Source organism: Candidatus Halobonum tyrrellensis G22 (assembly GCF_000495475.1).
GTDB lineage: Archaea > Halobacteriota > Halobacteria > Halobacteriales > Haloferacaceae > Halobonum > Halobonum tyrrellense.
The window spans coordinates 23,342-43,841 of the sequence record NZ_ASGZ01000008.1 but is presented as its reverse complement, the minus strand read 5'-3'; the positions used below and the strand labels follow the sequence as shown (position 1 = coordinate 43,841).

Here is a 20,500-nt window from a genome sequence, read left to right as displayed (position 1 = left end):
CCGGAGGCATGGAGCCGTACCGAACGGTCGCCGGCCGCGCGTCCGCCGAGTTCACCGTCCGCGGGTCGCGCTTCCTCGGCCACCTCGCGCCCGCCGACACCGTCGACGCCGCCGAGTCGGTCGTCGCCGCCGTCCGCGAGGAGTACGACGACGCGACCCACAACGTCCCCGCCTACCGCGTCCCCGCGGGGCCGCCGGGGCGGACGGCGGGCGAGTCGGCTGACGAAGGCGGGCCGAGCGGGGTGGCGGGCGGCTCCGCCGGGCCGATGCTCCGCGAGTACGCCAGCGACGACGGCGAGCCCACCGGCTCGGCGGGCAAGCCCGCGCTGAACGTGCTCCAACAGGAGGACGTGCGGAACGTCGTCGCGGTGGTCACACGCTACTACGGCGGCACCAACCTCGGCGTGGGCGGGCTGGCGCGGGCGTACTCGCGGGCGGTCAAGGAGGGGCTCGACGCCGCCGGCGTCGTCGAGGAGGTGCCCCACGAGCGGGTTCGTATCGGGACCGCCTACGACGACTCCGGCACCGTCCGCGGCGTCTTGGAGAGCGCCGGCGTCGAGTTCGACGCCGACTACGCCGAGCGGGTGACGTTCGACGCGCGCGTCCCCGTCGCCGAGGCGGACGGCCTCCGCGATAGACTCCGGAGCGCGACCAGCGACCGCGTCGACATCGAGTAGGCGGGACGCGGAAGCGGACGCGGACCGACCGGCCCGCTCGGCGTCGGCTACCGGAGCGCGTAGTTTCACGGCCCCCCGGTCCCACCGACGGCCGTGAGCGAACACGAACGCGTCGCCGTGGTCGGCGGCGGCATCGTCGGGTCGTCGGTCGCCTACCACCTCGCACGCGCGGGCGTCGAGACGACCCTGTTCGACCGCGAGGACGACGGACGCGCGACGGACGCGGGCGCGGGCATCGTCTCGGCGGCGACCAGCAGCAAGACCGACTCGGAGGCGTGGTTCGAACTCGGGGTTCGCGCGGCCGACTACTACCCCGAGTTGGTCGACGCGCTCGAAGCAGCGGGCGCGACCGACCACGGCTACGCCGAGGCGGACCTCCTGAGCGTCGCGTTCGACGACGACGAACTCGACCCGTTCGAGCGCGCGAAGGCGCGGAGCGAGCGCCGCGCCGACGAGTACGGCGCCCCCGAGCCCGGCAGTTTCGCGGAGATATCCCCCGAGCGGGCGCGCGAACTGTTCCCGCCGCTCGGCGACGCCGAGCGGGTGGTGCGCTACCGCGACCGGGGGCGCGTCGACGGCCGGCGGTTCGCGGCCGCGCTCCGGGAGGCGGGCGAGCGGGAGGGGCTGACCGTCGAGCGCGCGGACGTGGCCGACCTCCGGATCGAGGAGAGCGCGGTCACGGGCGTCGCCGTCGACGGCGACTGGCGGGGGTTCGACGCCGCCGTCCTCGCCGGCGGGGCGTGGTCGGGGTCGTTCGAAGCGACGCTCGACTTCGCGGTGCCGGTCGAGCCACAGCGCGGACAGATCGTCCACATCGACGTCGACGCCGACACGGCCGACTGGCCGATCGTCAGCCCGTTCAGACACAAGTACCTCGTCTCGTGGCCCGACGGCCGCGTCGCGGTCGGCGCGACCCGCGAGGACGGCACCGGGTTCGCCCCCCACGCCACCGTCGAGGGACTCCACGACGTGTACGGCGAAACGCTCCGGATCGCACCCGGCGTCGCCGACGGCACCCCCCGGGAGGTCCGGGTGGGGCTGCGGCCGCTCTCGCGCGACGGCCTGCCGCTGCTCGGGGAGGTGCCCGGCGTCGAGGGCGCGTACCTCGCGACCGGTCACGGCCCGACGGGGCTGACGCTCGGCCCGTACAGCGGTCGGCTGGTCGCAGAGCGGGTCCGCGGGGTCGAGACGGACGCGGACACCTCGGCGTTCGACCCCGCGCGGTTCGACTGAGCGGGGGCGGGTTCCGCCTCCCGAACGGCTTTGCCGCGCCCCGCCGACGCCCGCGGTATGTCCACGGACTCGGCCCGGATACGGGCGAGCGACTACCACGACATCGCGAAGCCGAGCGACCCGCGGCTCTCGCCGGACGGCGAGCGGGTCGCGTTCGTCCGCTCGGTTCCGGACGGCGACGACGAGTACGAGTCGACGGTGTACGTCGCGCCGACCGACGGGAGCGCGGCGCCGCGGCGGCTCACGCTCGCGGAGGGGAGCGACGCCGAACCGCGGTTCTCGCCGTCGGGCGACCGGCTGGCGTTCACCTCGACGCGCGGGAAGGCGGACGACACACAACAGCTGTGGGTGCTCCCGCTCGACGGCGGCGAGGCCGAACGGGTGACGAACGTGGTCGGCGGCGTCTCCGCTATCGCGTGGAGTCCGGACGGCAGCCGGGTCGCGTTCGTCCAGAGCGTCAGCGACGCGGACCGCGAGGCGAACCGCGACCGGGTCGTGCCCGACGGGTACGAACCCGACGACCCCGACCCCCGGGTGATCGACCGGACGGTGTACCGGTCGGCCCAGCGCTACTTCGACGGGGCGCGCCCGCAGGTGTACGTCGTCGACGTGGCGGCGGCGACCGGCGACGGGGGGACGGGCGGGACCGACGCGGACGAGGAGGACGACGCGGGTCTCACCCGGGTCACGACCGCCGACTACGACCACGCTGCGCCGACGTGGGGCGACGCGTCGACGCTGTACTACACCGCCCGGCAGGTCGGCGACGACCCGGACGACGACATGCGCTACGACATCGTCGCGTACGACACCGAGTCGGGCGACAGCGAGACCGTCCACCGCTCGTCCGGGTGGGGGACGACGCTCGCGGTCACCGCCGACGACCGGGTCGCGTACAGCTTCACCGAGGCGGAGCAGGCGAGCATCAAGCCGACCGAACTCCGCGTGTACGACCGCGCGGCCGACGAGACCCACGACGTGACCGCCGAGATGGACCGCACGCTCGGCTACGGCGCGCGCCCGCAGTGGGGACCCGACGAGGAGACGCTGTACTTCGCGACGCCCGACGAGGGCGCGACGGCGCTGTGGGCCGCGCCCGGCGACGCGAGCGCGGCGCCCGAGCGGGCGTACCGCGGCGGCGACGTGACCGGCGCGGACGTCGGCGAGTCGGCGACGGCGCTCGCGAAGAGCGAGTGGGACCACCCCGGCGAGGTGTACGTACTCGCCCACGGGCGAGACGGGGACGGCCCCGCCGTCGGAGCCGACGGCTCCGAGGAGCGCCGGCTCTCCGACCTGAACGCCGACCTGCTCGACTCGGTCGAGCTACGGGAGCCGGAGGAACTGGAGTTCGAGTCCGAGCAGGGTTCCGTCGAGGGGTGGGTGTTGACGCCGCCCGGGTTCGGCGAGAGCGATGCGCGAAGCGCATCGACGGAGCGGACGGAGTCCGCGGAGTCCGAGCAGTACCCGCTTGTCGCGGAGGTCCACGGCGGCCCGCACGCGATGTGGACGGCGAGCGGGTCGATGTGGCACGAGTTCCAGACGCTCGCGGCGCGGGGGTACGTCGTCTTCTGGTCGAACCCCCGCGGGTCGACCGGCTACGGCGCCGAGTACGCCGCCGCCATCGAACGCGACTGGGGTGACGTCACGCTCACCGACGTGCTGGCCGGCGTGGAGGCGGTGGCCGACCGCGAGTACGTCGACGAGTCGAACGTGTTCCTCACCGGCGGGTCGTTCGGCGGCTACATGACCTCGTGGACGGTCGGGCAGACGGACTACTTCCGCGCGGCCGTCTCACAGCGCGGGGTGTACGACATGACGGGCTTTTACGGGTCGACCGACGGGGCGTACAAACTCGTCGAGGGCGACTACGACACCACGCCGTCGGAGGAGCCGGCGTTCCTCTGGGAGCAGTCGCCGGTCGCGCACGCCGACGGGGTGGAGACGCCGACGCTGGTGCTCCACTCGGACGACGACTACCGCACGCCGGCCAACACCGCGGAGTTGTTCCACCGAATCCTCCGGAAGAACCGCGTTGACACCCGGCTAGTGCGCTACCCGCGGGAGGGACACGAACTGTCGCGGTCGGGCGAACCCGCCCACGTCGTCGACCGCATCGAGCGCATCGCGCGGTGGTTCGACGGCTACAGCGACCACCACGACGCGGGGAGAGCGCTCGACCGGCCGGAGAACGACGGGCTGAGCGCGGGCGAGGAAGAGGGGGACGACGACGAGAACGGGGACGACGACGAGGGGACCGACCTGACGGCCGACCCCGCCGACGACGAGACGGACCCCGAGGTCAGATAGCCCGGGTCAGTCGACGATGATGTCCTCGTCGCCCTCGACGCTCGCGGTCGTGCCCGCGGCCATCTCGGTCTCGTAGCGGTCGATCCAGTCGGCGAAGCAGGCCGGACAGAGCCGCTGTTCGTCCACGTTCGACCGGTCGACCGACAGCCGGACGACCCGCGCGAGCGCGTCGGTGACCGGGTCGCCGCAGGCCGCACAGGAGTCCGCCATGTCCGGGAGTCCGGAACCCACGGGTATAGGCGTTGCCTCGGCTCCCGGCCGGCGGGTACGCGGCACCTCGGCGGGACCGAGCGGGGGCGAGCCACCCCGCCGCACGGTCGCGCGGCGGCGCGAGGGGGGCTACGTCGTCCGGAACGCGCGGTCGCCCGCGTCGCCGAGACCGGGGACGATGAACCCCTCCTCGTTGAGGTGGTCGTCGATGGCGACGGTGAGCAGGTCGGTGTCGGGGAACGCCTCGCTCACGCGGAGCAGGCCGTCGGGCGCCGACACCGCCGAGAGCACGATCAGCCGCTCGGGGTCGGCGCCCTCCGAGAGCACGTGGTCGAGCACCGCACACATCGTCGACCCGGTGGCGAGCATCGGGTCGGCGACGATGACGGTGTCGCGTTCGGTGATGTCGGGGAGTTTGGTGTAGTCGATCTCGATGGGGAACGTGCCGTCGTCGCCCATCCCGGCCTCCTCGTTGCGGCCGGCGGAGATGACGCCCTGTTTCGCGCGGGGGAACGCCTTCAAGAGCCCCTCCACGAACGGCGTCGCCGCCCGGAGCACGTTGACGATGACGACGTCGTCGAGTCCCTTCACCCGTTCGCCGGTGGTCTCCGCGAGGGGGGTCTCGATGGAGACGAACTCCGTCTCCATCGAGCCGTCGATCACCTCGTAGCCGCAGATGCGGCCGAGTTTCACGAGTCCCTTCCGGAACGCCACCTGCTCGGTCTCGACGTCCCGGAGTTTCGAGAGGGTGTCCTTGGCGAGCGCGTGGGTGATGAGATGCGCGTCGCCGCGTTCCTCGATCGGCATGTATACGTCGCGTTCGCGCTCGTGCCCGTATAAACCCCCTCATCCGCGGCGGTCGGGACGCGACCGGGGCGGCGGGCCGTCACGCGTCGGGGTTCGACGACCGTCGAACCGAGATACGACGCCTGCCCCCCGCGATCGTCGGATTCGAAACGCTTACCCGGATTTCGGGCGGCGATGTACGTGGAATGACGAAAATCAGCATCGTCGGCGCGGCCGGGACGGTCGGGGCCGCGGCCGGCTACAACCTCGCGCTCCGGGACGTGGCGGACGAACTCGTCTTCGTCGACATCCCGGACATGGAGGAGAAGACGGTGGGACAGGCGGCCGACACCAACCACGGCATCGCGTACGACTCGAACACGACGGTCCGGCAGGGCGGCTACGAGGACACCGAGGGGTCGGACGTGGTCGTGATCACCGCCGGCATCCCCCGGCAGGAGGGGCAGACGCGGATCGACCTCGCGGGCGACAACGCGCCGATCATGGACGACATCGGCTCGTCGCTCGCGGAGTACAACGACGACTTCGTCTCCGTCACCACGTCGAACCCGGTCGACCTGCTCAACCGCCACCTGTACGAGTCGGGCGAGCGCGACCGCCACAAGGTGATCGGCTTCGGCGGCCGCCTCGACTCCGCGCGCTTCCGGTACGTCCTCGCCGACCGGTTCGACGCGCCGGTCAAGAACGTCGACGCGACCATCCTCGGCGAACACGGCGACGCGCAGGTGCCAGTCTTCTCGAAGGTGCGCGTCGACGGTCGCGACCCCGAGTTCGACGACGACGAACGCGAGGAGATCCTCGAAGACCTCCAGGAGTCCGCGATGGACGTCATCTCCCGGAAGGGCGCGACCCAGTGGGGCCCCGCGACGGGCGTCGCCCACACCGTCGAGGCCATCGTCCGCGACACGGGCGCGGTGCTGCCGGGCAGCATCCTGCTCGACGGCGAGTACGGCTACGAGGACACCGCCTTCGGCGTCCCGGTCAAACTCGGCTCCGACGGCGTCGAGGAGGTCGTCGAGTGGGACCTCACCGACTACGAGTCGGAACTGATGGACGAGGCGGCCGAGAAACTGAGCGACCAGTACGACAAGATCGGCTGAGCGACCGACGGCTCCGCCTCCCCCTCCGCGGTCCGCCGTCGGCCCGCCTCCCTCCCGCGCCCACCGACAGCCTCAGGTCCGCGCGCGGGGAACCCACCGCGGGATGACCGACCTCGACACCCGCCGACTGGGCGTCTTCCTCGCCGTCGCGTTCGGCGTCTCGTGGGGGACGGCCGCGCTGTTGTACGCGACCGGCGGCCTGACCGACAGCCCCGCGGTGGTCGGCCCGCTGACGCTCGCGGGCGTGCTGGTGCCGACGACGTACATGTTCGGACCGGCGGTCGGCGCCGCCGCCGCCCGCGCGCTCGGCCGCGAGTGGGACGACCTGTGGCTCCGCCCGCACCCCCGCGCGCACCGCCGGGTGTACGCCGCGGTGTGGCTCGGACCGCTCCTCCTCACGGTTCTGGGCGCGGCGACGTTCTTCGCCGTCTTCCCGGACACGTTCGACCCGTCGATGCGCGCGTACGCCGAGGGCCTGGGGGCGGCGGGCGTGGAGATGGACCCGGTCACGCTCGCGGCGGTACAGGTGGTCGCCGCGGTGACCGTCGCGCCCCTGATCAACGGCCTGTTCGCGTTCGGCGAGGAGTTCGGCTGGCGGGGGTACCTCCTGCCGAAACTCCTCCCGCTGGGCGGCCGCCGCGCCGCCCTGCTGTCGGGCGTCGTCTGGGGCGTCTGGCACTGGCCGCTGATCGCGATGGGCTACGAGTACGGCTTCGGCTACGCGGGGTTCCCGTGGACCGGGTTGCTCGCGTTCCTCCCGTTCACCGTCGCGCTCGGCGTGCTGTTCGCGTGGGCGACGCTGCGGGAGGGGAGCGTCTGGCCCGCCACGCTGGGTCACGGCGCGGTCAACGCCGCCGCCGGGGTCGGCGTGTTCGTCGTCCGGGGCGACCCGCACCCCCTGCTCGGTCCGCTCCCGGTCGGACTGCTCGGAGTCGCGCCGTTCGTCGCCGTCGCGGCGTACCTGCTCGCGCGGAGCGACGCGTTCGACGCGGCCGGCGGGTGAGACGGAGCGCGGGACGGACGACGGGCGGACTACTTCAGGAGGAACGTGAGCAGGAAGCCGAGCGCGGTCGTGAACCCGACGTAGTCGCCGCCCTCGCCGAACGCCTCGGGCATCGCCTCGGTGGCGACGGAGGCGACCACCGCGCCGCGCGCGACCGCGCGCTCGAACAGTTCGAACGACAGCACGGTCACGAGCGCGCCACAGGCGAACGAGAGGAACGCCGCCGTCACCTTCTGTGAGGGGTCGAGGAACGCGCCGACGAGCGCGCCGAACGCGAGTGAACCTACCATATACGTCAGGCGTTCGGCCACGACCCGTGTAACGCCCGCGGCCCGACCGACCGCGGGTCAGAGCCGCTCGGCGATGGTGCGTGCGGTGGCGTCGCCGACGCCCGACACGTCGGTCAGGTCCGCCCTCGAGGCGGCGCGGACGTTCTCGACCGAGCCGAACCGGCGGAGCAGCCGGCGGCGCGTCTCGGGACCGATCCCGGGCACGTCGTCGAGCACCGTCGAGACGTCGTCCCGGAGCGTCTGGTGGTACTGGACCGCAAAGCGGTGGGCCTCGTCGCGCACCCGCTGGAGCAGGTGGAGGTGGGGGGCGTCCGACGGCCAGTCGCACACCCCGTCGGGCGTGACGACGAGTTCCTCCTCCTTGGCGAGCGCGACGACCGGCACGTCCCAGCCCGTCTCGGCGAGCGCGTCGCGGGCGGCGCCGAGTTGGCCCTCGCCGCCGTCGATCAGGAGGAGGTCGGGGTCCGGCCGCTCGTCGCGGCCCTCGACGGCGCGTTCGGCCCGCCAGCGCACGAGTTCGCGCATGTTCGCGTAGTCGTCGTTGCGGTCGGTGAGCTTCTTCCGCCGGTAGTCCGCCTTCTCGGCGGCGCCGTCGACGAACGTCACGTCCGAGCCGACGACCTGCTTCCCCTGCCCGTGGCTCACGTCGAACCCCTCGACCCGCTCGGGCCGCGCGCCGTCGAGCACGCCCGAGAGCGCGTCGCCGAGCGCCGCCGTCGCGTCCTCGCGGGTCGGGCCGCGGCGGGCGTTCTTCAACGCGAGGTCGACCAGTTTCGCCTCCCGGCCCGCGCCGGGGACGCGCACGTCGACCCCCTCGGCGGCCAGCCAGTCGAGCACGTCCTCGTCGGTGGGTCGCTCGGGAAGCACCACGGCGTCGGGCAGTTCCCGCTCGGCGTAGTACTGGACGAGGAACGCGCCGAGCACCTCCGCGACCCGGCTGCCGGTCACGTCGCCGTCGGCCGCCGCGCCCGCGTCGCTCCCGCCGCTCGCGTCGGTCGGTCCGTCGTCCGCGTCCGTCGGCTCCGCCTCGACGCCGTCGCCGGCCGCGGGCGCGTCGAGCGTGTGCCGCGAGCGGTCGACGAGTTGCCCCCGCTCGCTGTGGAGGCGCGCGACGACCGCCGACTCGCCCTCGACGGCGGCGCCGAGCACGTCCGTCGCGCGCTCGTCGGTCCGGGCGTCGACCGCCTCCTCGCCCGCGCCGTGGAACGACTCCACGGCTTCGAGTCTGTCGCGGAGGTTGGCCGCGCGCTCGAACTCCTCCGCTTGGGCGGCGGTCTCCATCGCGCGTTCGAGCGGGTCGGCGAGCGCGCCCGTCTCGCCCTCGAAGAAGCGGACGACCGACGCGACGTCCTCGCGGTACGCCTCCTCGCTTATCTCGCCGGTACACGGCGCCGAACACAGCCCCATCTCGTAGTCGAGACACGGCCGCTCGCGCCCGGTGTACTTGTGGTCCGAACAGCCGCGCAGGCCGTACGTCTCCCGGAGCGCCTTCACCACCGTCTCGACGCGGCCCTTGTCGGTGTACGGGCCGAACACGGTCGCTCCCTCCTCGGGGTCGCGCGTCACCTCGATGCGCGGCACCGGGTGGTCGGTCAACTGGACCAGCGGGTACGACTTGTCGTCCTTCAGCCGGACGTTGAACCGCGGCCGGTGGCGCTTGATCAGGTTCGCCTCCAGGAGTAGCGCCTGCGTCTCCGTGTCGGTGACCGCGAACTCCAGGCGGTCGGCGCGGCGGACCATCCGGGCGACGCGGCCGGACCGCGGGTCGGCGTACGACGGCACTCGCGCGCGGAGGTCGACCGCCTTCCCGACGTACAACACCGCCTCGCCGCGGTGGAACAGGTAGACCCCCGGCTCGCGCGGCAGGTCGGCCGCCCGCTCGCGGACGTCGCTCGCGTCCATCGACCGAAGGGAGGGGCCGCGACCGCTTGAGGGTGACGCGTCCGCCCGCGCGCGTCCGTGTATCACGCGTGATTCGCGGGAGACAACGTTAACGGGGCCGGACCGAGCGGAGGGCTGTATGCTGTCGTTATCCGACCGGATCCGGGCGCTGTTCGCCGCCGACGCGACCGACGACGCCGTCACCGACGGCGGGGTCGCGGTGAACGAGACTGTCGACACGGACGCGGGGCCGGCCGCCGGACCCGGTGGAGCGGACGCCGAACGCGGTGACGAGACGAACGAGGCGGACGGGCTGAACGTCGACGACGGGGTGTTGCTCGACGGGGTAGGATCGGCGGTGTTCATGCTCGACGCCGACGGCGAGGTGGTCGCGTGGAACGCCGCGATGGCGGCGATCACGGGCGTCGACGCCGCCGAGGCGGTCGGACACGCTGACCCGGGTGCGCTGGTCGGCCGGCGCGACGGAGCGGGCGAGACGCTCGCCGAACGGGTGCTCGCCCACCCCGAGACCGCCCACCGCGAGTACGACGTGACGCTCGACGACGAGGCGCTCTCGCGGTACGCCGACGAGGGCGAGATAGTCGGCCCCGACGGAGAGACGCGGTACCTCTCGTACACGGCGACGCCGCTGTACGAGGGCGACGACCTCGTCGGGGCGGTCGAGACGGTGGAGGACCGCACCGAGTCGGTGCTCAACGAGGAGTCGATCCGGGCGTTCTCGGACGAACTCCACGAGACCCTCGAATCGCTGGTGGCGGGCGACCTGAGCGCGCGCGCGTCGTTCGACGACGAACACGACGTACTCGACGAGCGGCTGACCGAGGGGATGACGGACGGTCTCAACCGGGTGGCCGCCAACTTCGAGGACACCGCCGCGGGCGTCGACGAACAGACCGCCCGGCTGAAGACGGCCGTCGACGACGCCGTCGACGCCGCCGAGGATATCGCCGAGAACGTCGGCGAGCAGAACGAACTGCTCACCGAGGGGGTCTCGGAGATGCAGACGTTCTCGGCGTCGATGGAGGAGGTGGCCGCGACCGCAGAACAGGTCGACGCCGCCGCCGAGCAGGCGCGCGAGGCCGCAAACGAGGGCCTCGACGCCTCCGAGGACGCCAGCGAGGCGACCGCCGATGTGACCGAGATCGGCGAGGAGCTCGTCACGTCGGTCACCGACCTCGGCGAGCGGATGGACGACATCGAGGCGGTCGTGGAGGTCATCTCCGACGTGGCCGAACAGACCAACCTCCTGGCCCTGAACGCCAACATCGAGGCCGCCCGCGCGGGCAAGGACGGCGACGGGTTCGCAGTCGTCGCCGAGGAGGTCAAGACGCTCGCCGACGAGACCCGCCAGCACACCGAACAGATCACCGAGAACATCGACCAACTCCAGACGCAGACCGACTCGACGGTGATCGCCGCCGAGGAGAGCCACCAGCAGATCGACCACGCCGCCGACCAGATCGACGACGTGCTCGCGGCGTTCGACGACATCGCCGCCGCCATCGACGAGGCGGCCGACGGCATCGGCGAGGTGTCGCGCGCGACCGACGACCAGGCCGCCACGGTGGAGGAACTCACCGCCACCATCGAGGACGTGCGCGGACGCGCCGAGGAGACCGAGGGCGCCGCGGACCGCATCGTCGCCGCGACCGACGAACAGACCGACGCGATCGAGGGGCTCTCCGCGCGGGTGTCCGAACTCCGCGAGGACCGCGAGACCGGGGCGGCACGCGCCGACGGCGGCGCCCGCCCCGAGTAGTCGGGGAGGCGACCGGATCGACGGCGCCCAGATCGGAGCGCGCCCACCGCGGACCGACCAACCCGCCCCGGACCCGAACCGCGAGCGGAGGACGGCTTTTTCCACCCCACCCGCGTAGCCGCCGGCATGCGACTCTGGCTGGTCGAACGCGAGTACGACACCCGACAGACCGTCACGCTCGTGTACGCCACCCCGGACGGCGAGCGGCGGTACCGCCGGCAGGCGTCGGTCGAACTGCTGAGCCGGAACCCCGCGACCGCCGCGGTCGAACGCGACGGCGACGACGCCGAGGCGGTGACGGACGCGGAGACGCGCGAGCGCTACGCCGCCGAGGCGTCGCGGATGGCCGACCGGCACGGCCCGGACGACGAGGTGTGAGCGGCCGGGGCGCTCCCCGGGTGGCGGTCACGGCGCACGCTCGGCGGGGAGGCGACGCGAAGAACGGAGCGGAGTGGGAAACGGAGCGGAACGGGAAGAACGGGAACGGGACAGCCGACCGTGGTCGGCGGCGGGCGGGCACGGGGCGGGCGCGAACCGGTCAGCTCAACACCAGTTTTCGAGCACCGGCGCGTCGCCCGACCGGACCGACAGCCACGCGTCATCGCACGCGATGTCGGCGATGACGAACTCCGAGGTTCCCTCGTCGATCGACGCCATCACGTCCGGTTCCGTACACTCTTCTCCCATATACTGCACGTGTTGCCAACAACGAATAAAGCCGTCGCATTAGTTCTCAAACCTGAGGGTCGGGGAACGACGCGCGGAGTCGGCCGCGTCGGCGCGCGAGCGGCCGCCGCGGGTCGCAGTTTACAAGAGGTGGCGACTCGATACGCGGCCGTATGAACGTAGTCGACGCGATGACGCCCCGGGCCGACCTCGTGACAGTGTCGCTCCCGGGCGGTCGGGACGACGTGCTCGCGTATCTCCAGGAGCACCGCTTCTCGTCGGTGCCCGTGGTCAAAGGCGAGGGTGACGACGAGACGTACCGCGGGCTGGTGTCGCGCGACGACCTCATCGAACAGCCCGACGAGGACCAGTTGGCGATCCTGATGCGCGAGGTGGCGACGGTGACGCCCGACACCCACCTCCGGGACGCCGCCCAGATCATGCTCGGCGAGGGCACCCGCCGGATCCCGGTGGTCGAAGCCGAAAACGGCGACCGACTGGCGGGGATCATCACCGTGACCGACGTGATCGACGCGATCGCACACGGGAAGGTGGAGGTGGATGCGACCTGCGGCGACGTCGCGGGCGACGAGGTGAACACGGTGTACGTCGGCACGCCCCTGACCGTGACCGAGCGACAACTCTACTTCGCGCGCGTCCCGTACGCCATCGCCCTCGACGAGGAGGGGATGGCGGGGATGGTGACCGAGGTGGACATCGTCGACGTCGCGCGCGTCGTCGAGGGCGCCGACGACACCGGCGACTCGATCGCCGACGAGGACGACGACTGGAAGTGGGAGGGGATCAAGGGCGTCGGGAGCGCGTACATCCCGACCCGGAACGTCGAGATCCCGGTCGAACCCGTCTCCGAGTTCATGACCGAGGAGGTGGTCACCGTCTCGAAGACCCGGTCGGTCACCGAGGTCGCCCAGGAGATGATCTCGAACGACATCGAGCAGGTGCCGCTGGTGACCGGCGGCGACGTCGCGGGCATCGTCCGCGACGTCCACGTGGTCGCGGCGCTGTAGTCGCGGCTCGGTAGCCCGTTCGACCGCGCGCCCGCCGCCTCGCGTGAGGACCGTGGCGGGGGGAGCCGGACGGAGCCGGGCGGCCGGCCGGAACCAGCGGAGTCGTGGAGGGTTTTCACGCGGTGGTTGCCCGCTGAGTGCGGCGTGGGTGCGGCGTGGCGGCCGACGGGTGTCCCGGATACGCCCGGTCGGGAGACGCACCGGACCGCTCAAGAGCGTCCCCCGAGGAGTCCGAGTAGACACGGATGCGCGTACTTCTCGTCCCGGAACTGTACCGGCCGGAGGAAGCCAGCGCGAACGCCACGCTCAACGACGCGGTGACGTGGGTCGAGCAGTGGCTCCGGATCGACGACACGCTCCACGTCTACTGGCTGTTGCCCCACCGCGGCGACGCCAACTACGAGCGGCCCGACGTGTTCGCCGACCGCGACCGGGTGACGCTCGTGGAGGCGGACCCGCTGATGCACGACTCCTCGGAGCGCTACCTGTTCACCGAGAGCGGCTACTCGGCGGACCAACTGCGCGAACTCCGACGGCGCATCTACGACGAGTTGGGCTACGTCGACGTGGTCGTCGACCAGTACCGCAACGGCCGGACGGACCTCTACAAGTGGCTGTTGCACCTCTCGGGTCACCGCGCGGACCAGGTGAACCCGTTCGACATCGTGGTGAACGTCCACGACCTGATGCTGCCGTTCAAGTACCCTGACGACGGCCACCGGTTCGACTACCACCGCCTGCTCGAAGCGGTCGAGGCGGTGCTCGCCGACGGGATGTGGTTCAAGGCCAAACTCGACCGCGACGAACTCCCGATGTTCGCGCGGCGAGTGATGCCCGAGAGCCTGATCGAGGAGGCGCTCGACCGGTCGGTGCTCACCAACAGCCCCATCGACTTCGAGCGGTTCAACGAGCGCTACAGCGACGAACCCCGGGTGTTCCACGTCGCCGGGTCGGGGTGGGAGAAGAAGCGACAGGACGTGGTGATGGCCGTCGCGGAGTTGCTCCACGAGGAGTACGGCATCCGGACGGTGATCACCAGCATGGGCGGCGTGCCCGAGGAGTACGCGAAACTGCCGTGGGTGCGGGCCCACTCGGAGGCGTCGCGCGCGCTCTACGAGGAGACGCTGGCGACCGGCGACATCACCGTCTGTGCGACCGAGTACGACACGCTCGCGCGGACGTGGTTCGAACAGGCCGCGAGCGGCCAGGTGCTCGTCTTACGCGACGAGCCGTGGATCTACGACTGCGTCCCCGAGGACTACCCGCTGGTCGCACCCGTCGACGACCTGGGGGCGAAGGCACGCTGGGTGGTCGACAACTGGGAGACGGCGGTCGCGCTCAACCGCCGGCTGGTCGAACACGTCCGGCAGGTGCGCAGCCCCGAACGCGCCGGACGGGTCACCCACGACGACATGGTGTGGCGGGTCGCCGAGAAGGTCGACCGCTACGAACGGCCGCGGCGGCCGGCGCTCCGCCGGGCGGTCGAGGACGCCGAGGAGTCGGTGGCGCTCGACGCCCTCGACGAGGCGGGCGCCGACTACACCGCCGACGGCGACCCGCTGCTCGACCAGGAGTGGTGCGGGCTGGCGGACCTCGTCTTCTCGCTCCGGCTGGCGGGGTACGCCGACACCGGCAACCCCGGGACGCCGGTGTTCCGACGCGAGTCCACGGGCCGGCCGGCCGGGGACGGGGAGGCGGCGCGGCGACGCTCGCAGCGGCGGTGAACGGGGAGCGACGCGCGCGGTGCGCGTCGTCGCGCGCCGTCCGGTCCGCGTGAGCCGCGTGGGAGCCGTCCGCGCGGTGTCGGTGCGCTTAACAGCGTCGTGTGGATACTGGCGGGCATGACTCGACACCGGGAACCGGGCACCCCCGACGGCGGCCGACGGCGGTGGGACCGATGAGCGAACAGGGCGAGAGCGACCCCGAGGCGGGCGCGCCGACGCCCGCGGCGACCGACCGCGACCGGAGCGAGGCGATCACCGAACTCGCCAAGCGGCGCGGCTTCTTCTTCGGCGCCAGCGGCGCGTACGGCGGCGTCGCGGGCTTCTACACCTACGGCCCGCAGGGCGCGTCGCTCAAGGACAACCTCGAATCCGCGTGGCGCGACCGGTTCACCGTCAGGCAGGGCAACTACGAGATAGAGGCGCCCACGGTCATGCCCGAGGCGGTGTTCGAGGCGTCGGGTCACCTCGACGGCTTCGACGACATGCTCGTCGAGTGCCCCGAGTGTGGCACCTCCCACCGCGCGGACCACCTGATCGAGGACGCCACCGACATCGAGGACGCCGAGGCGCTCCCGATCCCCGAGGTGGAGGAGCTGTTGCGCGAACACGACGTCCGGTGTCCGACGTGTGACGCGCCGCTGTCGGACGAACCCGTCGAGGAGTTCAACCTGATGTTCGAGACGAGCATCGGTCCCGGCTCCGGTCAGGCGGGCTACCTCCGCCCGGAGACGGCGCAGGGCATCTTCGTGGAGTTCCCCCGGCTGAAGGAGTACGCGCGCAACCAGTTGCCGTTCGGCGTCACCCAGATCGGGCCGGCGTACCGCAACGAGATATCGCCGCGGAAGGGCCTCATCCGGGTGCGGGAGTTCACGCAGGCGGAGTTGGAGCAGTTCATCGACCCCGAGACGGACGAACCGCCGCTCGAGGAGGTCGAGGACGTGGAGGTCACGCTCTACTCCGCAGAGGCGCAGGCCGACGACGACGGCGAGGCGTACACCACGACGGTCGGCGAGGCGGTCGAGGACGGCACCATCGGCTCGCCGTGGGTGGGCTACTACCTCGGCGTCGCGCAGGGCTGGTACGAGCGGGTGGGCGTCGACCCCGACCGGTTCCGCTACCGCCAGCACCTCCCGGGCGAACTCGCCCACTACGCCGCCGACTGCTGGGACGCCGAGAGCGAAGTGGACGGCGACTGGATCGAGATCACCGGTTTCGCCTACCGGGGCGACTACGACCTCTCGAAACACGCCGACCACAGCGGCGAGTCGTTCACCGTGTTCAAACAGTACGACGAGCCCCGAACCGTCGAGCGGCCGACGGTCGACCCCGACATGGCGACGCTCGGTCCCGAGTTCGGCGGTGCGGCCGGCGACGTGGCCGAGGCGCTCGAGACGCTCGCGGAGCGCGACCCCGACGCGTTCGACGCCGAGGAGGTGACCGTCGAAGTCGACGGCGAGGAGCACGCGGTGGCGACCGACACCGCGAACTTCTCGGTCGAGGAGGTGACCGAGAACGGCGAGCACGTCACCCCGCACGTGGTCGAGCCGTCGTTCGGCATCGACCGGATCGTCTACACGCTGATCGACCACGCCTACGAGACCGACACCGTCGACGACGAGGAGCGGACGTACCTCGCGCTCGACCCCGAACTCGCGCCGACGCACGCCGCGGTGTTCCCGCTGGTGTCGAACGACGACCGGTTGCTGGAGGTCGCAGACGGGGTGGTGTCGGACCTCCGCGACGCCGGCCTGTCGGTGACGTACGACGACTCCGGCTCGATCGGTCGGCGCTACCGCCGGCAGGACGAGGTGGGCACGCCGTTCTGCGTCACGGTCGACCGCGACGGCGTCGAGGGCGACGGCGAGCCGACGGTGACGCTGCGCGACCGCGACACGACCGCGCAGGTGCGGCTGCCCGCCTCGGCGCTCGCGGAGACGCTAGCGTCGCTGCGAGCGGGCGAGACGGCGTTCGACGCGGTGAGCGAGGCGTACGAACGGGTCGACTGAGCCGTGGGGGGTGACGGTGAACTCGCCCGGCGCGCCGTCCACGCGTCGGGGACGGTGCTGCCGGCGTCGTACCTGCTCGGCGTCGTCGCGTGGCGGCAGCTACGGTACCTCCTGTTGGCGCTGACCGGGCTGGTGTTCCTCCTGGAGTTCCTGCGGCTCGTGGTCGGACTGGACCACTGGGTGTACGACCGGCTGACCCGGAGCTACGAGGCGACCAACGTCGCGGGCTACGCGCTGTTCATGGTGGCGTTCACCGTCGCGGCGTTCGCGTTCGCGCCGCCGGTCGCGGTGCCCGCGATGTTGATGCTCTCCATCGGCGACCCAATCTCGGGCTACCTCGGGTCGAACGACGCGGGCACCGCGAAGGAACTCGGCGTGCTCGCGGTGATGTTTCTGGTCTGTTTCGGACTCGCGGTCCCGTTCACCGCGGGCCACGCCACCCCCGTCGCGGTCGCCGCCGCCGCCGCGGGCGCGCTGGGAGCGACGGCCGCCGACGGACTCAAACCGGTGATCGCCGGGTACGTCGTCGACGACAACCTCACCATCCCGCCGGTCGCGGGCGCGGGGATGACGCTCGTGTACGCGCTCGCGGGCGTCGCCGCCTGACGCGCCGCGCGTCGGGTCCGGGTCACCGCGTCACGAGGTACGTCGCCGCGACCAGCAGGGCCGCGAGCGTGGCGACGTTGACGAACGAGAACGCCGCGATACCGAGGAACGACAGCCCCCAGACGACGACGGCGGCGAACGCCGACGAGAGGACGACGTTCATCGCGAACAGCACGCGCGGGTCGCCGTCGGAGTCGGCGGCGTCGAACCCCTCCGACCCCGCGGAGTCGTCGGCCATCGGGCGTCGAGACGGCGAGCGAGCACTTGGTTCCGCCGGTCACGGCTCGCGGAGCGTCGCCACCTCGCCCGCCGCGGTGGGGAACGGGTCGGCCGACCCGTCGGCGCCGTCGAGTTCGCCCCCGTCCGCACCGGCGCTCACGAGTTCGTCCTCGCGGGCGAGACAGTCGTCGAGCGCCGCCCGGAGCGCCGCCTCGTCGGCGCCGACGCCGACGAAGACGAGTTCCGTGCGGCGGTCGCCCCACGCGTCGTCCCAGTCGGCGTCGCCGCGGTTCGCCCGGTAGAGGTCGCGGTCCGCCGCGGGGCGGTCGGCGACCCACGGGCCGGCCGACTCCACCCGAACCGAGGGGCCGGCCTGGCTGTATCGGAGTTTCGCGCCCGCGCGGGCGACGTGACACACCCCCTTCGAGCGGACCACCGAGTCGGGCAGGTCGCGCGCGAACGCCGCGAACCGGCCGGGGTCGAACGGCCGGCGCGCGCGGTAGACGAACGAGGTGACGCCGTACGCCTCCTCGGGGTGGACGTGCGCATCCGCCGAGTGCTCGTCTGCGCCCGCCGGGTCGTCGTACACGCGGTCGTGGACGCGTGCGTCGTGCCCCGGCGCCGAGCGGTCGCCCTCCGCTCCGCACGGGTCGACGCCGAGGAGGCGGTCGACCGGCGCGGCGGCGTGTTCCGTCCGGAGGCGGTCCGCACGCGGGGCGAGTGCGCCGACGAGCGCCTCCGCCTCCGCGAGGTCGTCGGCCGAACAGAGGTCCGCTTTGTTACACAGGACCACGTCCGCGGTCTCCACCTGCGAGACCAGCAGGTCCGACAGCGGGCGGTCGACGCCGTCGGCGTCGGCGTCCGCCGAGCGTCGGGGTTCGGGCGCGCCCCCCTCGCCGCCGACCGCGTCGAGGAAGCGCGGCGTGTCGAGCACCGTCACGACCGCCTCCACGCGGTAGCGCGCCGCCGCGGGACCGGCCGCGAACTGCCGCACGACGGGCGCGGGGTCGCTGATCCCCGACGGCTCGACGACGAGGCGGTCGAACGCCCTCCCGTCGGCGAGTTGGACGACCGCGCGTTCGAGGTCGTCGCGGAGTTCACAGCAGATACAGCCGTTCGACAGTTCCGCGACGCCGACCGCCGGGAGGTCCGAACTGGAGACCAGGTCGAAGTCGACGTTGACCGCGCCCACGTCGTTGACGAGCACCGCAATATCGCGGTCGCCCGCGTTCGCGAGCAGGTGGTTGACGAGCGTGGTCTTGCCGGCGCCGAGTCCGCCCGACAGCACCGTCACGGGGATGCGGTCGCCGCCACGCGCGCGGCCGGTGTCGGCGCGGGAGTCGGGGTCGGAGCCGGGACCGCCGCCGAGGCCGCGTCCGGGGGTCATGCCGTGCGGGTAGCGGTCCGAGCTACTTAGCCCGGCCGCTCGGCGGGCGTCGGGGCGTCGGGGCGCCAGCGGGGCGACCGAGCGCGACGACACGTTTATCCGCGACAGCGGCACACACACGACGATATGGGCGAGGACGCTCGGGAGACCGGCGGTGCCGGGGCTGGGAAGCCGGCCGCGACCGACAGCGCGTCCGACGGGACGGACGGGCCGCGCGGGTCCGGCGGGTCCGACGACGGGGAGTCGCCGCTCGCGGAGCGGATCGACCGCCTGCTCGCGGCCCTCCGCGAGTGGGCCGCGGGGCTGTACCACGGGCTGGTGACCCACCCGGCGTACGAGAAGATCGAGAAGGAGGCCGAAGACGTCGAGGACACGTTCATGCTGGCGTGTTTCCCCGACGCCTTCGGGGTCCCCTCGCCCGTCTCGTACTACACCGCCGAACTCCTGCCGTACCTCGACGAGGAGTTGGACGCCTGGGAGCGGCGGATGTGGGACCGCGGGTCGCTGCTCGAACGCAAGGGCCAGCAGTACCACTTTTGAGCGACACCGACCGGACGCCGATGGAGAAGTTCGTCTTCTTCGGCGGCAAGGGCGGCGTGGGCAAGACCACGATGGCGTCGGCGTACGGCGTCAAGAGCGCCGCCGCGGGGCTGGACACGCTCGTCGTCTCGACGGACCCCGCCCACTCCACCTCCGACGTGTTCGACCAGCAGTTCGGCGACGACCCCGCGGCAATCGAGGGGCGCGACCGCCTGTGGGCGATGGAGATAGACCCCGACGAGGAGGTCGAACACCACCTGATGGAGACGAAGCGCGCGCTCGGCGACCAGGTGAGCGCCGCGATGGTCAACGAGATAGACCGTCAGATCGAGATGGCCCACCAGACCCCCGGCGCGTACGAGGCCGCGCTGTTCGACCGGTTCGTCGACGTGATGCAGAGCGCCGACGGGTTCGACCGCGTGGTGTTCGACACCGCACCCACCGGCGGCACCCTGCGCCTCCTGGGCCTCCCGGAGTTCCTCGAAGGCTGGATCGACCGGTTGACGCGCAAGCGCGAACGGGCGATCGACCTCTACGAGAAGGCGGCCGTCGGCAACAACGAACCCCGCCGGGTGATGGACGGCGACCCGATCCTCGCCCGCCTGCGCGAGCGGAAGGCGTTCTTCGAGTACGCCGGCGAGACGCTCCGCGAGGAGGCGGCGTTCTTCCTCGTCGTCACCCCCGACGAACTGTCGCTCCGCGAGACGCGCCGGGCGGTCGAGGGGCTGGCCGACCGCGGGCTCTCGGTCCGGGGGCTGGCGGTCAACCGCCTCACGCCCGAACCCGAACCCCACGAGGAGGGCCGGGGCGCGCGCTACCTCCGCGCGCGCGTCGACACCGAGCGCGACCGCCTCCGCGAACTCCGCGAGGGGTTCGACCAGCCGGTGGTCGCGTCGGTCGAGACCCGGGTCGAGGAGGTGAAGGGCGACCTGCTCGACGACGTCGCGGCCGAACTCGACGTCGGCGTCGGCCGGCCGGCGTGAGACCGCGCGCGACGCGCGAGTTCGCAACTCGGCTTATTCGTTCGGTAATTCGT

At 72.3% G+C, this 20,500-nt stretch carries 20 protein-coding genes; 13 read left to right on the top strand and 7 right to left on the bottom strand.

The window, feature by feature from the left end; genetic code table 11:
- Nucleotides 1-8 precede the first annotated feature (8 nt).
- The 3 genes from K933_RS03215 to K933_RS03205 all read left to right on the top strand — a co-directional run bounded on the left by K933_RS03215 (nucleotide 9) and on the right by K933_RS03205 (nucleotide 4,217).
- A complete protein-coding gene (locus K933_RS03215; RefSeq protein ID WP_023393250.1) occupies nucleotides 9-677 on the top strand; it encodes an IMPACT family protein in 669 nt (222 codons plus the stop codon).
- A 93-nt stretch (nucleotides 678-770) separates the two neighbouring features.
- Complete coding sequence (locus K933_RS03210; RefSeq protein WP_023393249.1) at nucleotides 771-1,910, top strand: NAD(P)/FAD-dependent oxidoreductase; 1,140 nt, start codon at nucleotides 771-773, stop codon at nucleotides 1,908-1,910.
- A gap of 57 nt (nucleotides 1,911-1,967) precedes the next feature.
- The gene (locus K933_RS03205) at nucleotides 1,968-4,217 is read left to right on the top strand and encodes a S9 family peptidase (RefSeq protein ID WP_023393248.1); all 2,250 of its coding nucleotides are present in this window, start codon (nucleotides 1,968-1,970) and stop codon (nucleotides 4,215-4,217) included.
- A 6-nt stretch (nucleotides 4,218-4,223) separates the two neighbouring features.
- On the opposite strand, the gene K933_RS03200 is transcribed toward K933_RS03205, so the two are convergent.
- Both K933_RS03200 and upp read right to left on the bottom strand, forming a co-directional pair.
- The gene (locus K933_RS03200; RefSeq protein ID WP_023393247.1) at nucleotides 4,224-4,427 is read right to left on the bottom strand and encodes a DUF7569 family protein; all 204 of its coding nucleotides are present in this window, start codon (nucleotides 4,425-4,427) and stop codon (nucleotides 4,224-4,226) included.
- A 129-nt stretch (nucleotides 4,428-4,556) separates the two neighbouring features.
- A complete protein-coding gene (upp, locus tag K933_RS03195; RefSeq protein ID WP_023393246.1) occupies nucleotides 4,557-5,234 on the bottom strand; it encodes a uracil phosphoribosyltransferase in 678 nt (225 codons plus the stop codon).
- Between the two features lie 185 nt (nucleotides 5,235-5,419).
- On the opposite strand from upp, the gene mdh reads away from it, so the two are divergent.
- Entirely contained in the window at nucleotides 5,420-6,334 is a 915-nt protein-coding gene (gene mdh / locus K933_RS03190) for a malate dehydrogenase (protein ID WP_023393245.1), read from the top strand.
- 103 nt (nucleotides 6,335-6,437) lie between these two features.
- Nucleotides 6,438-7,337, top strand: coding sequence for a CPBP family intramembrane glutamic endopeptidase (locus K933_RS03185; protein WP_023393244.1), 900 nt, complete (start codon nucleotides 6,438-6,440; stop codon nucleotides 7,335-7,337).
- Nucleotides 7,338-7,366: 29 nt separating this feature from the next.
- Here the strand turns inward: K933_RS03185 and K933_RS03180 are convergent, their stop codons facing one another.
- Entirely contained in the window at nucleotides 7,367-7,627 is a 261-nt protein-coding gene (locus K933_RS03180) for a hypothetical protein (RefSeq protein WP_023393243.1), read from the bottom strand.
- A gap of 57 nt (nucleotides 7,628-7,684) precedes the next feature.
- Nucleotides 7,685-9,529 carry an excinuclease ABC subunit C gene (locus tag K933_RS03175; RefSeq protein ID WP_023393242.1) on the bottom strand — a complete coding sequence of 615 codons (1,845 nt, stop codon included), beginning with the start codon at nucleotides 9,527-9,529 and terminating at the stop codon, nucleotides 7,685-7,687.
- A gap of 118 nt (nucleotides 9,530-9,647) precedes the next feature.
- On the opposite strand from K933_RS03175, the gene K933_RS03170 reads away from it, so the two are divergent.
- Nucleotides 9,648-11,288 (top strand): methyl-accepting chemotaxis protein, encoded by a 1,641-nt coding sequence (locus K933_RS03170; protein WP_023393241.1) that lies wholly within the window; start codon nucleotides 9,648-9,650, stop codon nucleotides 11,286-11,288.
- A 126-nt stretch (nucleotides 11,289-11,414) separates the two neighbouring features.
- Nucleotides 11,415-11,666, top strand: a complete 252-nt coding sequence (locus K933_RS03165) for a hypothetical protein (RefSeq protein ID WP_023393240.1) — start codon at nucleotides 11,415-11,417, stop codon at nucleotides 11,664-11,666.
- 165 nt (nucleotides 11,667-11,831) lie between these two features.
- Here K933_RS03165 and K933_RS18575 read toward each other — a convergent pair whose 3' ends face one another.
- On the bottom strand, nucleotides 11,832-11,975 hold the full coding sequence (locus tag K933_RS18575) for a DUF7556 family protein (protein WP_200862278.1): 144 nt from the start codon (nucleotides 11,973-11,975) through the stop codon (nucleotides 11,832-11,834).
- Between the two features lie 152 nt (nucleotides 11,976-12,127).
- On the opposite strand from K933_RS18575, the gene K933_RS03160 reads away from it, so the two are divergent.
- The 4 genes from K933_RS03160 (at nucleotide 12,128) to K933_RS03145 (ending at nucleotide 17,318) form a co-directional block, all read left to right on the top strand.
- On the top strand, nucleotides 12,128-12,982 hold the full coding sequence (locus tag K933_RS03160; RefSeq protein ID WP_023393238.1) for a CBS domain-containing protein: 855 nt from the start codon (nucleotides 12,128-12,130) through the stop codon (nucleotides 12,980-12,982).
- 245 nt (nucleotides 12,983-13,227) lie between these two features.
- Nucleotides 13,228-14,706: a hypothetical protein gene (locus tag K933_RS03155; protein ID WP_023393237.1), complete on the top strand. Its 1,479-nt coding sequence runs from the start codon at nucleotides 13,228-13,230 to the stop codon at nucleotides 14,704-14,706.
- A gap of 173 nt (nucleotides 14,707-14,879) precedes the next feature.
- Nucleotides 14,880-16,712 carry a glycine--tRNA ligase gene (gene glyS, locus K933_RS03150; RefSeq protein ID WP_023393236.1) on the top strand — a complete coding sequence of 611 codons (1,833 nt, stop codon included), beginning with the start codon at nucleotides 14,880-14,882 and terminating at the stop codon, nucleotides 16,710-16,712.
- Nucleotides 16,713-16,715: 3 nt separating this feature from the next.
- The gene (locus K933_RS03145; RefSeq protein WP_023393235.1) at nucleotides 16,716-17,318 is read left to right on the top strand and encodes a hypothetical protein; all 603 of its coding nucleotides are present in this window, start codon (nucleotides 16,716-16,718) and stop codon (nucleotides 17,316-17,318) included.
- 22 nt (nucleotides 17,319-17,340) lie between these two features.
- On the opposite strand, the gene K933_RS03140 is transcribed toward K933_RS03145, so the two are convergent.
- Together K933_RS03140 and K933_RS03135 are read right to left on the bottom strand one after the other, a co-directional pair.
- A complete protein-coding gene (locus tag K933_RS03140; RefSeq protein ID WP_023393234.1) occupies nucleotides 17,341-17,556 on the bottom strand; it encodes a hypothetical protein in 216 nt (71 codons plus the stop codon).
- Between the two features lie 39 nt (nucleotides 17,557-17,595).
- Nucleotides 17,596-18,924, bottom strand: coding sequence for a CobW family GTP-binding protein (locus K933_RS03135; RefSeq protein WP_023393233.1), 1,329 nt, complete (start codon nucleotides 18,922-18,924; stop codon nucleotides 17,596-17,598).
- A 261-nt stretch (nucleotides 18,925-19,185) separates the two neighbouring features.
- Between K933_RS03135 and K933_RS03130 the strand changes: the two genes are divergently transcribed.
- Both K933_RS03130 and K933_RS03125 read left to right on the top strand, forming a co-directional pair.
- The gene (locus tag K933_RS03130; RefSeq protein WP_049947563.1) at nucleotides 19,186-19,464 is read left to right on the top strand and encodes a hypothetical protein; all 279 of its coding nucleotides are present in this window, start codon (nucleotides 19,186-19,188) and stop codon (nucleotides 19,462-19,464) included.
- A 20-nt stretch (nucleotides 19,465-19,484) separates the two neighbouring features.
- Nucleotides 19,485-20,447 carry an ArsA family ATPase gene (locus tag K933_RS03125; protein ID WP_049947554.1) on the top strand — a complete coding sequence of 321 codons (963 nt, stop codon included), beginning with the start codon at nucleotides 19,485-19,487 and terminating at the stop codon, nucleotides 20,445-20,447.
- Nucleotides 20,448-20,500 lie beyond the last annotated feature (53 nt).

What these genes read in the sequence shown, in the direction of transcription:
- K933_RS03200 (WP_023393247.1), bottom strand. Translation starts at nt 4,427, where the DNA reads ATGGCGGACTCCTGTGCGGCCTGCGGCGACCCGGTCACCGACGCGCTC.
- K933_RS03160 (WP_023393238.1), top strand. Translation starts at nt 12,128, where the DNA reads ATGAACGTAGTCGACGCGATGACGCCCCGGGCCGACCTCGTGACAGTG.
- K933_RS03185 (WP_023393244.1), top strand. Translation starts at nt 6,438, where the DNA reads ATGACCGACCTCGACACCCGCCGACTGGGCGTCTTCCTCGCCGTCGCG.
- upp (WP_023393246.1), bottom strand. Translation starts at nt 5,234, where the DNA reads ATGCCGATCGAGGAACGCGGCGACGCGCATCTCATCACCCACGCGCTC.
- K933_RS03135 (WP_023393233.1), bottom strand. Translation starts at nt 18,924, where the DNA reads ATGACCCCCGGACGCGGCCTCGGCGGCGGTCCCGGCTCCGACCCCGAC.
- K933_RS03155 (WP_023393237.1), top strand. Translation starts at nt 13,228, where the DNA reads ATGCGCGTACTTCTCGTCCCGGAACTGTACCGGCCGGAGGAAGCCAGC.
- glyS (WP_023393236.1), top strand. Translation starts at nt 14,880, where the DNA reads ATGAGCGAACAGGGCGAGAGCGACCCCGAGGCGGGCGCGCCGACGCCC.
- mdh (WP_023393245.1), top strand. Translation starts at nt 5,420, where the DNA reads ATGACGAAAATCAGCATCGTCGGCGCGGCCGGGACGGTCGGGGCCGCG.
- K933_RS03175 (WP_023393242.1), bottom strand. Translation starts at nt 9,529, where the DNA reads ATGGACGCGAGCGACGTCCGCGAGCGGGCGGCCGACCTGCCGCGCGAG.
- K933_RS03170 (WP_023393241.1), top strand. Translation starts at nt 9,648, where the DNA reads ATGCTGTCGTTATCCGACCGGATCCGGGCGCTGTTCGCCGCCGACGCG.
- K933_RS03180 (WP_023393243.1), bottom strand. Translation starts at nt 7,627, where the DNA reads ATGGTAGGTTCACTCGCGTTCGGCGCGCTCGTCGGCGCGTTCCTCGAC.
- K933_RS03125 (WP_049947554.1), top strand. Translation starts at nt 19,485, where the DNA reads ATGGAGAAGTTCGTCTTCTTCGGCGGCAAGGGCGGCGTGGGCAAGACC.
- K933_RS03165 (WP_023393240.1), top strand. Translation starts at nt 11,415, where the DNA reads ATGCGACTCTGGCTGGTCGAACGCGAGTACGACACCCGACAGACCGTC.
- K933_RS18575 (WP_200862278.1), bottom strand. Translation starts at nt 11,975, where the DNA reads ATGGGAGAAGAGTGTACGGAACCGGACGTGATGGCGTCGATCGACGAG.
- K933_RS03215 (WP_023393250.1), top strand. Translation starts at nt 9, where the DNA reads ATGGAGCCGTACCGAACGGTCGCCGGCCGCGCGTCCGCCGAGTTCACC.
- K933_RS03140 (WP_023393234.1), bottom strand. Translation starts at nt 17,556, where the DNA reads ATGGCCGACGACTCCGCGGGGTCGGAGGGGTTCGACGCCGCCGACTCC.
- K933_RS03205 (WP_023393248.1), top strand. Translation starts at nt 1,968, where the DNA reads ATGTCCACGGACTCGGCCCGGATACGGGCGAGCGACTACCACGACATC.